Genomic DNA, 16,109 nt, shown 5'->3' with positions numbered 1-16,109 from the left:
TTCGTGATAAGCAAATCTTAGCCAGTAATACCACTGTGGCGTAACATTGCATCTAATTGTGGTTCACGGCCACGGAAGCGCTTAAATAGCTCCATCGGCTCTTCACTGCCACCTTTTTCTAAGATACAGGTGAGGAAATCACTGCCTGTTTGAGTATTAAAAATACCTTCTTCTTCAAAACGAGAAAACGCATCAGCCGACAATAACTCTGCCCATAAGTAACTGTAATAACCCGCACTATAGCCACCTGCAAAAATATGACTAAAGCTATGAGGGAATCGACCCCATTCTGGGCTTGGCACAACAGACACTTTATCTTTAACTTCAAATAACGTTGCTAACACTTGAGCGCCAGTTTCAGGATCATAGTTAGTATACAAACTGAAATCGAACAGACCAAATTCAAGCTGACGTAAAATAAACATCGCTGATTGGAAGTTCTTCGCTGCTAACATTTTATCAAGCATTATTTTTGGTAATGACTCACCCGTCTCATAATGACCTGAAATAAAGGCTAACGCTTCTTCCTGCCAGCACCAATTTTCAAGGAATTGACTTGGTAATTCAACTGCATCCCATGGCACACCATTAATACCTGACACCGCAGCCACATCAATTTGAGTCAGCATATGGTGAATACCATGACCCGTTTCATGGAACAAGGTTGTGACTTCGTTATGAGTAAATAGTGCCGGTTGATCGCCCACAGGACGATTAAAGTTACACGTTAAATAAGCCACCGGTGTTTGCAAACTACCATCGATGCGAGTGTGACGGACCATGCACTCATCCATCCATGCACCACCACGTTTATGTTCACGGGCATATAAATCTAAATAGAAGCTACCACGCAACGTGCCTTGAGCATCAAAGATGTCATAGAAGGTCACCGATTCATGCCACACTTCTACCCCATGACGTTGTTTTATTTCAAGCCCAAACACACGGTTTAGCACTTCAAATAACCCCGCCACCACTTTTTGCTCAGGGAAATATGGCCGTAATTCTTCATCAGAAATACTGTAACGATGTTGTTTTAATTTTTCAGAATAAAAAGCAAAATCCCACGGTTCTAATTGCTCAACACCAAATTCATCACGCGCATAATCACGTAACTCAGCCACTTCACGCTCACCTTGTGGCTTAGCGCGATCAGCTAAATCGTTTAAAAAGCCCAGCACTTGATCCGTCGATTGTGCCATCTTGGTTGCCAATGATTTCTCACCGTAACTACTAAAGCCCAATAAACGTGCCATTTCATGACTTAGTTTTAGTTTTTCAGCAATGATGTCAGTATTATCAAACTCACCTGCATTTGGACCTTGATCAGACGCGCGCGTACTAAATGCTTGATACATTTCAGCACGTAACTCACGATTATTACAGTACGTCATCACCGGTAAATATGACGGAATATCAAGCGTAAATAGATAGCCTTGCTCATCTTTCGCTTGTGCATTTGCTTGTGCTGCTTGCAATGCTGATGCTGGTAAACCTTGTAATTGATCAACATCAGTAATCACTTTGCTCCACGCCATAGTGGCATCGAGTACATTATTACTAAAGGTTGAGGCTAATTCAGACAAACGCTTACTGATCTCACCAAAGCGTTGTTGTTGCTCGGCAGGTAACCCAATACCTGACAGCTCAAAGGCTTTAAGGGCATCTGTCACTGCTTTTTGTTGAGCTTGACTTAAATTAGCGAAATCATCACTGGCTCGAATCATCTTATATGCATCATAAAGGCCTTTATGCTGTCCAACCCACGTCGCATAATCAGATAATAACGGCAGGCAACTTTCATATGCTTGGCGCAATTCAGGGCTATTTTTAACCCCATTAAGATGCCCTACTGGTGACCAAATACGCCCGAGGCGATCATCTAACTCAGCTAATGGGCGACAAATTGTGTCCCATGTTGGCATTTGAAATTGAGACAGTACGGCTTCAACGTTATTTCGACAATCAGTGATCGCTTGTTCAACCGCAGGTTTAATGTGCTCAGGTTTAATATGAGCAAATGGAGGCAAATCAGTCATCGTCAACAATGGGTTAGACATACGTTTTTCCTTTATTTTTATCTTCTTCTTAACATGCGCCCGCAATAGATAAATTTCAATCCTTTGCTTGGTTTAGGGTCTAAAAATGCAGAAATAGCGCATTTCCTTAATTTAGATAGTAGCAAAGGTTGGCACCATGGTTGGATATTGCTGAATAATTGACGATAATAGTCACTAGCATCCCTGCTTTAGATACCGATAGAGACTAATTTCATGCTGAGTTATCGCCACAGCTTTCACGCTGGCAACCACGCAGATGTGGTTAAACACATTGTTCAAAGCTTAATTCTGGATGCACTCAAGCAGAAAGATAAACCGTTCGTGTATCACGATACTCACTCAGGTGTTGGTCGCTATGATCTTCAAGATGAGCGCAGCGAAAAAACCGGTGAGTTTAAGCAAGGTATCGCTCGAATTTGGTCACGCAATGATATTCCTACTGAAATTGGCGCCTATATTGATGCCATTAAAGCCATTAATGACACTGACGAATTACGTTATTACCCTGGTTCCCCCAAAGTTGCTCGCGCTCAAATTCGCGACCAAGACCGCATGGTATTAACCGAGTTACACCCAAGCGATTTCCCATTATTGTTACAAGAATTTCGCGGTGATCGTCGCGTTAAAATGTATCAAGAAGATGCTTTTGCTCGTCTAAAAGCGAGTTTACCGCCTAAAGAACGTCGCGGGGTGGTGTTGATTGATCCCCCTTATGAGCTCAAGCATGAATACCAAGATGTGGTGAAAGCGATCAAACACAGCCACCAACGTTGGGCAACAGGCACCTATGCTATTTGGTACCCTGTGGTTTATCGTGAAACTATTGATCGCATGATTAACGGTTTGAAAGACTTAAATATTCGTAATATTCTTCAAATTGAGCTGGGTGTAGAACCTGACACAGAAGAACGTGGAATGACAGCTTCAGGCATGATTGTGATTAACCCGCCATGGAAATTAGCCAGTCAAATGGAGCAAATACTGCCATGGTTACAACAAGCCATTGCACCCAATCATGGTCATCATAAAATCGAATGGATCGTGCCTGAGTAAATTACACTGATAATACTTTGCCTAAAAAACAGCTGCATTGCGGTGTAGCTGTTACATTCCCCACGTGACAATCATCATTTTCGATGGTAAAACATTATACTAATCGATTTTTCCGATTTTAAATCCTCGTCACTCAGCCCAATCTTGATTACACTAGGTGACAGTGAATATTCATAACATCTATTGGAGTAAAGTCATGGCGAAGCATTTTGATTACATCTGTATCGGTGGTGGTAGCGGCGGTATTGCATCAGCAAACCGCGCTGCAATGTATGGTGCTAAGGTTGCAATAATTGAAGCAAAAGCCCTTGGTGGCACCTGCGTTAACGTCGGTTGTGTACCCAAAAAAGTAATGTGGCACGGCGCTCAAATCGCTGAAGCGATCCACCTTTACGCTAAAGACTATGGCTTTAATGTTGATGTGAAAGATTTCAACTGGGCTAAACTGGTTGAAAACCGCGAAGCTTACATCAGCCGCATTCATACTTCATATGACAATGTACTTGGTAATAATAACGTTGAAGTCATCAATGGCTTTGCGACCTTTGTTGATGCTAAAACTATTGCTGTTAACGGTGAACATTACACTGCCGATCATATTTTAATTGCGGTCGGTGGTGAACCAACAATTCCTAATGTACCTGGCGCAGAACACGGTATTGACTCAAACGGTTTCTTTGAACTAACAGCACAACCAAAACGTACTGCAATTGTAGGTGCGGGTTATATCGCAGTTGAGATCGCGGGCGTATTAAGTGCACTCGGCACAGATACCCATCTGTTCGTTCGTAAAGAATCACCACTACGTAGCTTTGATCCAATGATTGTTGATACTTTAGTGGAAGTAATGGCAGCTGAAGGTCCAACCCTTCACACCCATTCAATTCCTAAAGAAGTGGTAAAAGAGGCCGATGGTTCTATCACACTTCATTTTGAAGACGGTAAATCACATAACACCGATTTACTGATTTGGGCGATTGGTCGTCACCCAACCACAGACAAAATCAACCTTCAAGCTGCCGGTGTTGAAACCAACGCTCGTGGTTACATCAAAGTTGATCAATACCAACAAACCAATATTGACGGTATTTACTGTGTTGGCGACATCATGGAAGGCGGTATCGAACTAACCCCAATTGCTGTTAAAGCAGGTCGTCAATTATCTGAGCGTTTGTTTAATAACAAGCCAGAAGCCAAGATGGACTACAAACTGGTACCAACAGTGGTATTTAGCCACCCACCAATTGGTACTATTGGTCTAACAACTCAAGAAGCAATTGATCAATACGGTGAAGACAACGTCAAAGTCTACCAATCAGGCTTTACTGCAATGTACACCGCGGTCACAACCCACCGTCAGCCATGTAAAATGAAATTAGTGTGTGCGGGTGATGATGAAAAAGTTGTTGGCCTACATGGTATTGGTTATACCGTTGATGAAATGATTCAAGGCTTTGGTGTTGCAATTAAGATGGGCGCAACTAAAGCTGATTTCGATAGTGTTGTTGCTATCCACCCAACAGGTTCGGAAGAATTTGTTACCATGAGATAGTCAGATCTCTGACAGTATTAAAAAGGTCGAATTATCGGCCTTTTTATTTTTTACTCATAATACAATTATGCTTATGTTAACTAAAATAAGCATAACAATTAATTTTATAGCATCACCATATTCTTTTTTAATTATTATCCGTCCTTAAAAAGGTCACACCGTTTAAAATATAATTAATTTATTGTTATTTAAAATTATTGATATATATAATGCATACACCCAACAACAGATGGCACTAATAAGCATCATGATGCATTACATAAAAAGATAACAATGAAAAAAATATATTCCTTTTTTATAATTATATTACTAAGCGCTTTATTATCATTATTAATTAGCCATATAACAATTAGATATATAGAACGGAAACAAATAAATAACATCATACAACTATTAGATAACGTTATCTATAAGCCTCAATTGCACATTGAACATGAAAGTAACTTAGAGTTAAATAGCAAAGAACAAAACCAACGTTTTCTAGAAGAAATTGAAATAAAATATCCAGAGATAATGGATATTGCCTACATTTATAATGACAAATATCATTATAATAATAGTGGCATTAATAACCCAGTTCCTGAATATATAAAAAAAATGATCCATAATAATGTTGGGGTTAAGTTATTTGATGACCCTTATAATAAAACCAAAACTAATTATATTTTTAAGTTTGGTTCTGGGTATTATATAATAAACTTCTATTCTAAATTATTAAAAAATTTAAGCCATAATATATTAACTAATTTTTTAGTTATTGACTCAAACTCAATAATACCTAACGGACTTTTATATTATAGTTTGACACATAATGCCAAACATCTACACTCTATTATTATTAGTGGCTTAACCATTAAAAAACTATTAATGGTTTTATCTTTCAATTTCATTATATCTTTATTATTAGTAAATATTATATCATCCCTATTATTATCATATTTTGATAGTAACAAAGTGTTATATCGAAGACTAAAAAAAGCAGCTAACAACAGTGAATTTATACCTTACTTTCAATCTATCTATTCAACCAAGCAACAAAAATTCGTTTCAGCTGAAATCCTATGCCGTTGGAATTATAATGGCATAATTGTTCCGCCCGCTGAGTTCATCACTAATTTAGAAAAAACCAATGATATAAAGAACATTACGTTAAATTTAATAAGAGAAGCATTTAACACACTAAATAAAGCCAATATAAATAAAGATTTCATGCTAAGCTTTAATTTTACTGTATCAATGCTTCTTGATGACAAATTTATGCGAAAAGTTATTACTTTAATTAAAAAGAACCCAAATATAAAAAATAAAATAATAATAGAACTAACAGAAAGCGAAAATAGTTTTATTTATTTGGATGAAATTAATATTGTAATGAAAAAATTAAAAAAAGAATCCATATTATTATCAATTGATGACGTTGGCACTGGATATTCAAATTTACTTACCATTCAAGAATTACCTTTTGACATAATGAAAATAGACAAATATTTCATTTCAGATAAATTTGCAGTATCAAAAAGTAATATGCTTGAGACACTAGCAACATTAGGTAATTCGTTGAATCTTACTATCGTTGCTGAAGGTATTGAAACAGAATCAGAATTAAATAAAATAAAAAAATTCAATATTCACTTATGCCAAGGATTTTATTTTTCTACTCCATGTGATTCAAAAACATTTATATCAAGAACAAAGTCTGAGCCACATTTATACCAATAGTGAGATTGTATTAAATTAACCTTTTTATAAAAACACCGCTCAAAAGCGGTGTTTTTTATCTATACTAAGGATTGCATCTTAATGATGATGATGTCCATCATTATGGCTATGACCACAACTACAGCTTGGTGCGATAACAGTTTGAATAGGGGTTAAGGTGATTTGTTGTAGTAATTCTTCTGTACTAACCGTATTCAATAAATGCATATTTTCAGCATTGACAGCCATTGGATCTTCAATCTCACGTTGAATGCTCATCACTTCAATTATTTGTTGAGTAACCGCTTCAGGTAATAATAATTCACGGATCACTTTAAGCTCATTATTACTAGTATCTAACGCCATCATCGATAAGGCTAATGTTGATGTGGTTGGCTGTTGAAAATATTCATTTGGAATCGCTGCAGCATTAAATTGAATATCAAACGCAAGTTCAGCCAACTTAAATACCACCAAGCAACCACCATTTTCAGTTTTCATTAAACCAAATTCTGCGGTAGCTTCTGCCATCATTTGTTGCTCTTCAGCTGTAATGCCAGTTAAACCAATAAAAACGATATTACTCATATCATTACGGAACATCTCAATCACTGCGCCATCACCAGCAACAAACGGGTGTTCATCAATGATCTGACCTACATGAAATTGCTGATTTGAATGTGCTGCCATGGTGTACCTCATCGTTATTTTAGCTCAATCATTTCAGTCTATACGAAATTAACAAGCCGTTATAATATGATCTTATTTTAACCATTACCTTCTGATTAACAATACTATGAAAATCAAAAACACTGTTACCAAATAGTAATGGTTAAACATCGATATCCATCTAAACAACCCCTAACAACATATCAGGGGTTAAATTTATACTGTTTTTATTGTGCCGGAGCAAAATCAGCTGCTGCAGGACGATGTGCAGTATAAATAGCTTCACCGTCACTTTCAGCATCAAAGATAACCGTAACATCAGGGCTAAATAAAATAACATCGCCAACTTCAGCAACATATTTAGTACCGACTTCATCACGAACCACAATCTTACCTTTGGTGATCACCTTGTACTCAACAGAATCGTAAAAGTATTCAAATTCAACCCCTGGAGACATGGTGAAATGACCTATCGTTAATGCGTTGCTGTTCGTGGTTACAGCAACCTCTGCCATATCACTTTTTAAGCCTTCAACTTCAAGTAACTTACTGAGATCATTTAATTTAAAAGAGCCTGATTTAATCAATGTAATACCAGGCTTCGTTGTTAATGTTGTCATGGGTAGTGCCTTATTTTTATAGTAAGACCAAAGTCAATGCAGTGATCTTATTGAGTACAGGTAGTCGATTTATTATTGGATTTGAGTGTCACAAAAATGAATGGCGTCGAATCTGAAATTATTAGCGAAATTCAACCGACTATTTATTTAACTGAGCATCATCTTTAGTAATGCTTTCTGATGGAATGAAGTCTAACTGAACACTTAAAATCAACAATAGCTTAAAAATATAAAGACTATTACTACATGGTAACAATTAACTTAAAATTACATTCAAATGTGACAAATAAATCTTTTGTCGATAGTAAACCTGTATTACATACATAACGTCTTAAAATTGCCACCTCGAATAAAAAACCCAAATAATCGCATAAATAACCAATTTTTTAGTTGTTGACTATTCCATCTATTAAATAAAAACGGTAATCTTCGAATTCTTATTTATGGGATAACAATGAATAGTTATTCTCACAAGACCTCGGGGATACCCCCATTAATTCGGCCGTTTCTACCAGTAGGTTATAGACAAATATGCATCAACAAGCAGTAGCACCACCTAAAAGTATCAATAATTGGTTAATGTTTATCATTCCATCATTAATTGGCGTGTTTTTATTTATGGCACCGATCAACTTTGATGGTGACATTACGATCCCAATCGCCGTATTAGCCAAAACTATTCAAAGCCATTTTGAAAATTCACTGACATCGATTGTGACAGGCGTGATCAGTTTTACTGCCATCATGTCTATTATTACCAAGCTCTTTAAGCCTGGATTTGTAATTCGCAACAGCTTCATCAATGGCTTATTGAACCCGTCTTTAATGTGGTTTATCGTGCAACAGCTTGGCGCTATCTTTGCAGTAATGACTTACTTTAATATTGGCCCGGTGATGTTTCGTAACGATGCCACTGGTGGCTTAGTACTCAATAATTTACTGCCCGTATTATTTTCAGTGTTTATTTTTGCTGGTTTACTGCTACCGCTACTGCTTAATTTTGGCTTATTAGAATTCTTTGGCACTCTATTTACCCGTATCATGCGCCCTATTTTTGGTTTACCAGGTCGCTCATCCGTTAACTGTATTGCTTCGTGGTTAGGTGATGGTTCTGTTGGCGTATTACTGACCAGCAAACAATATGAATCAGGTATGTACACTCAGCGTGAAGCTGCTGTTATTGGTACTACATTCTCAGCGGTATCCATCACTTTCAGCTTAGTTGTTATCGCTCAAGTTAATTTAGAACATATGTTTGCCCCGTTCTACTTAACCGTATGTTTGGCTGGACTAGTGGCTGCTATTATTGTGCCGCGCTTACCACCATTATCACGTAAGAAAAATGTCTATATTAATGGCACCACTGAATCATCACATGATGAAACCGTACCTGAAGGTCATAACATTTTCTCTTATGGGATTGAGCAAGCATTAAAAAAAGCCGCGGAAGTAAAAAGCTTACCTGCAATTGTTGTTGATGGACTTAAAAACGCCGTTGATATGGTATTTGGTGTACTGCCTGTTGTTATGGCAATAGGTACGATGGCGTTAGTGATCGCTGAAAATACCCCTATTTTTGATTACCTCGGCATGCCATTTATTCCATTCCTTGAATTGCTGCATATTCCAGAAGCAGAAGCGGCATCAAAAACCATCGTGGTCGGGTTTGCCGATATGTTCTTGCCATCAATTTTGGCATCGACCATTCAAAGTGACATGACCCGCTTTATCATTGCCGCGATGTCAGTGACGCAATTGATTTATATGTCAGAGATTGGCGCATTACTTATTGGTAGCAAAGTACCGGTTAAAGCATGGGAATTATTTGTGATCTTTATTCTGCGTACTTTAGTCACTCTGCCAGTAATTGCGCTAATGGCACATTTGATTTTCTAAATAACACTCTTAATTAATAACAAAAAGGCGACCACGCGGTCGCCTTTCTTCATTTACTCTCAAAATAGAAAATCTAATCTAACCTTTATAAATCTTAGGGTTAAACACATCCCGTAGCCAATCACCCAGCAAGTTAATCACTAACACTAAGGTTATTAATACGACCCCAGGGAACGCGGTAATCCACCATGAGCCCGAGAAAATATAGTTAAAGCCAATACTGATCAGTGAGCCTAACGATGGCTGATCCACCGGTAAACCTAAGCCTAAAAATGATAGCGCCGCTTCCGACATAATAGCGTTAGCAACCTGTACCGTTGAAATTACTAAAATCGGCGATAAACAATTAGGCAAAATATGACGGAACATGATCCGTGGTGCTCGAAAGCCCATCACCTTAGCTGCTTCAACATACTCTTTTCTTTTCTCTGCCAAAACAGAGGCGCGTACCGTTCGTGCATACTGTGGCCATTCCGCAAAACCGATAATCACCACTAACATAATCACCGCATATTGCGCATATGTTTCAGCCCCTAATGCAGTACGAAAAATAGCAGATACAATAATCGCTACCATCATGGTGGAAAACGATAATTGCACATCAGCAACACGCATTAATAAACTATCAATTCGTCCACCAAAATAACCCGCAGTTAAACCAACAATCACCCCTAGCACGAGCTGTAACGCTACTGCTAATAAGCCGATCGTCAGTGATAAACGCATCCCATATAAAATAGTCGAATAGATATCACGACCTTGATTATCAGTACCAAGGCTAAAATTAGCATCCCCATCTGCCATCCATGCTGGCGGTAATTCAGAATCCATAATATCAATGGTCGATAAATCATAAGGATTTGTCGGTGCAATAAACGGCGCAAATAAAGCCGCGGTAGCAAAGCTTATAAAAATGGCAAAACACACCATCGCCACTTTGTCTTTAAGAAAATAATACACAATATCGGAATCTTTAAAGCGCTGCCAACGACTTGGTGCAACGGTGCTAATACTCTCCATGACTTACGCTCCCTTGCCCGTCAAATCTACTGTTGGATTAACCAACCCATAAAGAAGATCAACAATAGTATTGGTGACCACAAAAATAAGTCCTACAAAAATCACATACGCGGTAATCAGTGGCGTATCGACTCGATTAATAGCATCTAAAAATAACAGCCCGGTTCCTGGCCACTGAAATACACTTTCAGTCAAAATGGTGTAAGCGATCATGGTTCCAATCTGCACGCCACCCACGGTCAATACTGGCAACATGGTATTTTTAAGTGCATGTTGGTAATAAACCTTGTTCATCGGCAATCCCTTTGCCTTCGCAAATTTGATGTATTCTGAACTTAAAACTTCCAGCATTTCCGAACGCACTAAGCGAATAAACAACGGCAACATAATTGATGCTAACGCCACACATGGCAGCACTAAGTGTTTTAAACCATCAATAGTAAAGAAACCTGATTCCCAACCCAGATAATTCGCGGTTTCGCCACGACCAAATGAGGGTAACCAGCCTAATTCAATCGAAAAAACATACATCAACATAATGGCAGTTAAGAACACCGGTATTGAAATACCAATACTACTGAATGCCATAACAGCTTTAGTAAACACACTCCGCGGATGAATTGCGGAATACACGCCAAGTGGAATCGAAACTAAAATAATGATCACCGTCGCACCAAATACGAGTTCAAAAGTTGCGACTAATTTATCTAAAATCACCTCAATCGCAGGGCGCTTAAAAGTATATGAAGTACCTAAATCACCTTGAACAGCATTACCCAGAAAGCGACTATATTTAGTAACAAACGGATCGTTAAGCCCTAAATCATCACGTAATTGTTGCCGTTCAGCTTCTGATACCGACTGCCCGACGAGCTCTCGTAACGGATCGCCAAGGTTATCCTGAATGGCAAATGCCACCAGACTGATCACAAACATCACTATCAGTGCCTGAAACAGGCGTTTGACCAGAAACGAAAACATTCCCTGCCCCTTTTAATTTCATCCTGAAAAAAATGCCGAAGCAAACCCGCCTCGGCACTCATGCGTAGTTTTATTTATTGCTCATTAATTATTATTTTTCATCAACAACAAGGTCACCAAAATATGGCATTTCCATTGAGTTAACGATGGCACTAGCATGAACATTATTACGTGCTCCCCAAGCAGTACTCTGCCAATGTAGTGGTACAAATGCCGCATCGTTATAAAGCGTAACCTCAATTTGTTTAAGCATCGCAATTCGCTTAGCAGGATCGGTTTCTACATTGGCTGCTGTCACTAACTTATCCACTTCCGGATTAGAATAGAAACCACAGTTATATTGACCTTTACCTGTTTTCTCATTTCGCGTCATGGTTAAAAATTCAGTCAAGTTAGCGGAGTCTTCAGTGTCAGCATGCCAGCCAATCATCATCATATCGGCAGCACATTTATCAAACTCTGGCCAATATTGCGCTTTAGGTAACGTTTTTAAATCTACCTTAATACCAATTTTGGCTAACATTGCTGCCGCTGCTTGCGCAATTTTTGCATCATTAACATAACGGTTATTCGGTGCCAACATAGTGAGTGTAAAGCCGTTTTCATATCCCGCTTGTTTCATTAATTGCTTGGCTTTTTTAACATCATAACGAGGCACTAACTCGCTATCATGACCTTGGTAACCCGCAGGACTTTGTTGCCCTGCTGCGGTCGCAAACCCTTTCATGATCTTTTTAACAATGCCTTCATTATTAATCGCATGCACAATCGCTTGACGAACACGAACATCTTTTAGTGCTTCGTTACTGGTCTGATTCATTTGAAATGAAATCAAACGGGTGCCAGGAAGTGTCACTAAATCAACCCCCTCAGCACTTTTAAGACGCTTATGATCATTAGGTGCAACATGATCAATCATATCGACCCCACCAGAAAGCAATGCGGCAACACGGGTAGCATCTTCTTTAATAGGTAACAATGAAATAGTGTCAACATTGCCTTTTGAGGCCGTATCCCAATAGCCCGCAAAACGAGTAAATTCAACTTTTACCCCTTGCTCACGATCACTAACAATAAATGGACCCGTGCCCGACATATGGGTTGAAGCAAATGAATTACCGTGTTTAGCCACTTCCGCTTTATCTTTACCGTCTGCGGTCTTACCGCTATAAAACTTACTGTCCATTGGGAAAATGTAGGTTGCAGTTTGAAGTACCAATGGATAAGCGCCTTTAGAGATAATATCGACGGTATAGTCATCGACTTTTTTCATCTCAGAGTAAGGTTCAAAAATAGCTTTAAAATCAGGTGAGGCTTGCAGGCGATTAAAGGTCCAAATTACATCATCTGCAGTCAGTGAATTACCTGAATGAAATTTCACCCCTTGACGCAATGTAAATCGAAACGTATTTGCATCAATACGCTGCCAGCTTTGTGCTAGACGAGGCTCAAAATCCATTTTCTGGGTAAAACGAACCAGTGGATCAAATACCATATGTGATAATTGCAGAGTGCCGCCAGACAATTGCTCATGAGGATCGAGTGAAACAGGATCAGATGCGTAACCGAGCTTTAGATCTGCGGCTGTCACACTGAAACTTAACCCTGCTGCAACCAATGCTAGCGCTAATTTATTCTTGATGGTTTTCATTGCATAACTCCTTTATGCCCAAGCGCCTTCGCTCAGTATTTATTTTATTTATCACTCATAACAACAAATTAAGCGCGTTGCAGAGGTTTGATTTCTAGTCCTTTAAATTCAGGCATTAATGAAATCAAATGCTGACTATATTGATGTTGTGGTGCAGTAAATAATTGTTCTGTTGGTGCAACTTCTAATAAGGTTCCTTGTTGCATCACGCCAATACGATCACACATTTGACGGATCACGGGTAAGTCGTGACTGATAAATAACATCGTCAAATTAAGCTCATCTTGAAGATCTTTTAAGAGGTTTAGAATTTGCGCTTGTACTGAAACATCCAGTGCTGATGTTGGTTCATCACAAATTAATAATCGAGGTCGAGTAGCTAGGGCGCGTGCAATTGAGATCCGCTGCCGCTGACCACCGGAAAATTCATGGGGATATTTAATGCCAGCAGCTCGGCCAAGGCCAACATAATCTAAAAGATCATTCACAATTTGTCGTGTTTGCGATTCATTTTTAGTTAACTTATGGAATCGAATTGGCTCTGCAATAATGTCAAAAATACGCATTCTAGGATTCATTGATGTATAAGGGTTTTGGAATACCATTTGCATTTGACGACGTAGAGGGCGGCGTTCAGCCTCACTTTTCAGCGCGGTAAGATCAATACCTTCAAACCGTACCGTGCCACTATTTGGTGGATATAAACCAGCAATAACACGCGCAATAGTGGATTTACCCGAACCAGATTCTCCCACTAAACCAAAGGTCTCACCTTCTGCAATATGAAAGCTGACATCATTATTGGCTTGTACATATTCACGTCGGCTTTCAAATAATGAATCTTTAGTAATAAAGCGTAAGTTAACATTTTCAACCTCAAGCAACGCGCCTTGATAGGTGCGTTGATCTTGGCTTTGCCCGAGCCAGTGCTGTTTAACATCCAGCGTCGGCGTCTGCTTAACATCTTCGATATACGTCACTAGCGGAAACCGCTTCAACTTAATATCAGAACGCGGTACAGCTGAAATTAAACTTTGGGTATAAGGATGTTGTGGCCGCTGCAATACTTGTTCAGTGGTCCCCATTTCAACTAAGTCACCACGATACATAACAGCAACGCGATCGGTAACATTAGAAACCACTCCCATATCATGGGTCACCAACATACAGCCGACATTTTTCTGCACACATAAGTCACGAATCAAGGTTAATATTTGATCTTGAATTGATACATCAAGTGCAGTGGTCGGTTCATCGGCAATAATTAAATCGGGTTCACCCGCCAGCGCAATCGCAATCACGACACGTTGACGCATACCACCAGAAAATTGATGAGGGTATTGTTTAATCCGCAGCTGAGGCTCAGGAATACCTACCTGTTCCATCAACACTAAAGCTCGCTTGAGTGCATCAGATTGTGACACTTTTAAATTAGTCACTATAGTTTCAGTTAATTGCTGCTCAACCGTGAATAAAGGGTTTAATGAGGTCATTGGATCTTGAAATATAAAACCAATTTTCGATCCTCGAACTTGGCGCATTTTATCGGCGCTTAAACCTGATATTTTAGTACCATCTAAAAACACCTCACCGCTAGCTATTTGACCAGGAGGGCTTAATAAATCAATAACAGCATTTCCCACCGTCGATTTACCCGCACCAGACTCACCAACAACACCCACAATTTCACCACGATCAATGGTGAATGACAGTGATTTCACCGCTGCATGTACGCCATATCGTGAGGGGTATTCTATACGGAGATTTTTTACTTCTAATAATGCCATTATCAGACTCCACTACTGGCAGCATCCTGCCTATCTGAATAATTGATTCCTTTCCATGCCAATACTATTGTCTGATTGCATGCCTTACTTCAATTTGTCAAAAATATTACAAAAAAGCAACAACACAAAGTAAAAAACTATCACCATTTATATATTTCGCATATTTACCCTATATGAACGCATATATAAACAATAGAGCACTAAACAATAAATTAACCGCAACCCACTGAATAGCAACTAATATAGCTCTATCATCAACATAATAATCCAAACAATCATAACCATTAAAAAATACATTTATGAATAAATTTTCAAGAACAACAAAAAATTAAATTAACATTAATTAAACAAAGTATCGCTTTCATTAGAATAACTAGCGACAATAACCATTAAAAATACAAATATCAGTGGATATATCCATTAAAACGAATGGTTGCAAAATTTACGCTACCCACCTACGTAGCATATTCGCACTGTTTTCTCATCATTTGATAAAATGGGCAGTACACAATTCAAATAGCTACTATTCAAATCCTGCTAACCTCACTGAGTTGTTGGTCATTTTGAGCTAATAAAAACACAAACATTCCGATTTTTTAATGATACTCAAATCCAATATCAGGAGCCCTCACCCTCTGACCAACTATTTTCTCAAAACTCAGAGATGCGCTACCAAATTGCATTCTTTACCATTTTCTGCAGACGAAAAAAACTGTATCTTTCGATTCAGGTTTCTTAATGGTGGTCGGTGAAGAGCCAAGATTCTAATATCGGGAACCCCCGCCCCTCTAGCTTTAAACCAATGATACAGATTTACTTTTCTACAGATGAAAAAAAACCTGAATCTTTCGATTCAGGTTTCTTAATGGTGGTCAGTGAAGAGGGATTCTAATATCGGGAACCCCCGACCCTCGGCATTTCTACACGAAAATCAGCAATACTTTTCTGCAGACGAAAAAAAACCGTATCTTTCGATACGGTTTTCTTAATGGTGATCGGTGAAGAGCCAAGATTCTAATATCGGGAACCCCCGCCCCTCTAGCTTTAAACCAATGATACAGATTTACTTTTCTACAGATGAAAAAAAACCTGAATCTTTCGATTCAGGTTTCTTAATGGTGG

11 protein-coding genes are annotated in these 16,109 nt (G+C 38.7%); 4 read left to right on the top strand and 7 right to left on the bottom strand.

What is annotated here, in order from left to right:
- Positions 1-17: 17 nt before the first annotated feature.
- Positions 18-2,060: an oligopeptidase A gene (prlC, locus tag C9I86_RS18580; protein ID WP_107277157.1), complete on the bottom strand. Its 2,043-nt coding sequence runs from the start codon at positions 2,058-2,060 to the stop codon at positions 18-20.
- Between the two features lie 213 nt (positions 2,061-2,273).
- Between prlC and C9I86_RS18575 the strand changes: the two genes are divergently transcribed.
- The 3 genes from C9I86_RS18575 to C9I86_RS18565 all read left to right on the top strand — a co-directional run bounded on the left by C9I86_RS18575 (position 2,274) and on the right by C9I86_RS18565 (position 6,384).
- Complete coding sequence (locus tag C9I86_RS18575) at positions 2,274-3,113, top strand: 23S rRNA (adenine(2030)-N(6))-methyltransferase RlmJ (RefSeq protein WP_080159276.1); 840 nt, start codon at positions 2,274-2,276, stop codon at positions 3,111-3,113.
- Between the two features lie 196 nt (positions 3,114-3,309).
- Complete coding sequence (gene gorA / locus C9I86_RS18570) at positions 3,310-4,665, top strand: glutathione-disulfide reductase (protein ID WP_107277156.1); 1,356 nt, start codon at positions 3,310-3,312, stop codon at positions 4,663-4,665.
- 273 nt (positions 4,666-4,938) lie between these two features.
- Entirely contained in the window at positions 4,939-6,384 is a 1,446-nt protein-coding gene (locus tag C9I86_RS18565; RefSeq protein WP_080159278.1) for an EAL domain-containing protein, read from the top strand.
- A gap of 78 nt (positions 6,385-6,462) precedes the next feature.
- Here C9I86_RS18565 and C9I86_RS18560 read toward each other — a convergent pair whose 3' ends face one another.
- Positions 6,463-7,053 carry a hypothetical protein gene (locus C9I86_RS18560; protein WP_080159279.1) on the bottom strand — a complete coding sequence of 197 codons (591 nt, stop codon included), beginning with the start codon at positions 7,051-7,053 and terminating at the stop codon, positions 6,463-6,465.
- Positions 7,054-7,259: 206 nt separating this feature from the next.
- On the bottom strand, positions 7,260-7,652 hold the full coding sequence (locus C9I86_RS18555) for a hypothetical protein (protein WP_107277155.1): 393 nt from the start codon (positions 7,650-7,652) through the stop codon (positions 7,260-7,262).
- Positions 7,653-8,183: 531 nt separating this feature from the next.
- Here C9I86_RS18555 and C9I86_RS18550 point away from each other — a divergent pair.
- Entirely contained in the window at positions 8,184-9,548 is a 1,365-nt protein-coding gene (locus C9I86_RS18550; protein WP_107277154.1) for a YjiH family protein, read from the top strand.
- 78 nt (positions 9,549-9,626) lie between these two features.
- Here C9I86_RS18550 and C9I86_RS18545 read toward each other — a convergent pair whose 3' ends face one another.
- The 4 genes from C9I86_RS18545 to C9I86_RS18530 form a co-directional block, all read right to left on the bottom strand.
- Positions 9,627-10,568 (bottom strand): ABC transporter permease, encoded by a 942-nt coding sequence (locus C9I86_RS18545; RefSeq protein WP_107277153.1) that lies wholly within the window; start codon positions 10,566-10,568, stop codon positions 9,627-9,629.
- Positions 10,569-10,571: 3 nt separating this feature from the next.
- Positions 10,572-11,549, bottom strand: coding sequence for an ABC transporter permease (locus C9I86_RS18540; protein WP_080159284.1), 978 nt, complete (start codon positions 11,547-11,549; stop codon positions 10,572-10,574).
- A 91-nt stretch (positions 11,550-11,640) separates the two neighbouring features.
- Positions 11,641-13,200, bottom strand: a complete 1,560-nt coding sequence (locus C9I86_RS18535) for an ABC transporter substrate-binding protein (protein WP_107277152.1) — start codon at positions 13,198-13,200, stop codon at positions 11,641-11,643.
- Between the two features lie 68 nt (positions 13,201-13,268).
- Positions 13,269-14,987 carry an ABC transporter ATP-binding protein gene (locus C9I86_RS18530; protein ID WP_107277151.1) on the bottom strand — a complete coding sequence of 573 codons (1,719 nt, stop codon included), beginning with the start codon at positions 14,985-14,987 and terminating at the stop codon, positions 13,269-13,271.
- Positions 14,988-16,109: the final 1,122 nt, after the last annotated feature.

Source organism: Photobacterium sp. NCIMB 13483, assembly GCF_003025475.1.
In the GTDB taxonomy this organism is placed as follows: domain Bacteria; phylum Pseudomonadota; class Gammaproteobacteria; order Enterobacterales; family Vibrionaceae; genus Photobacterium; species Photobacterium piscicola.
The sequence above is the reverse complement of the archived record's forward strand: the minus strand, read 5'-3'. Positions and strand labels throughout refer to the sequence as shown.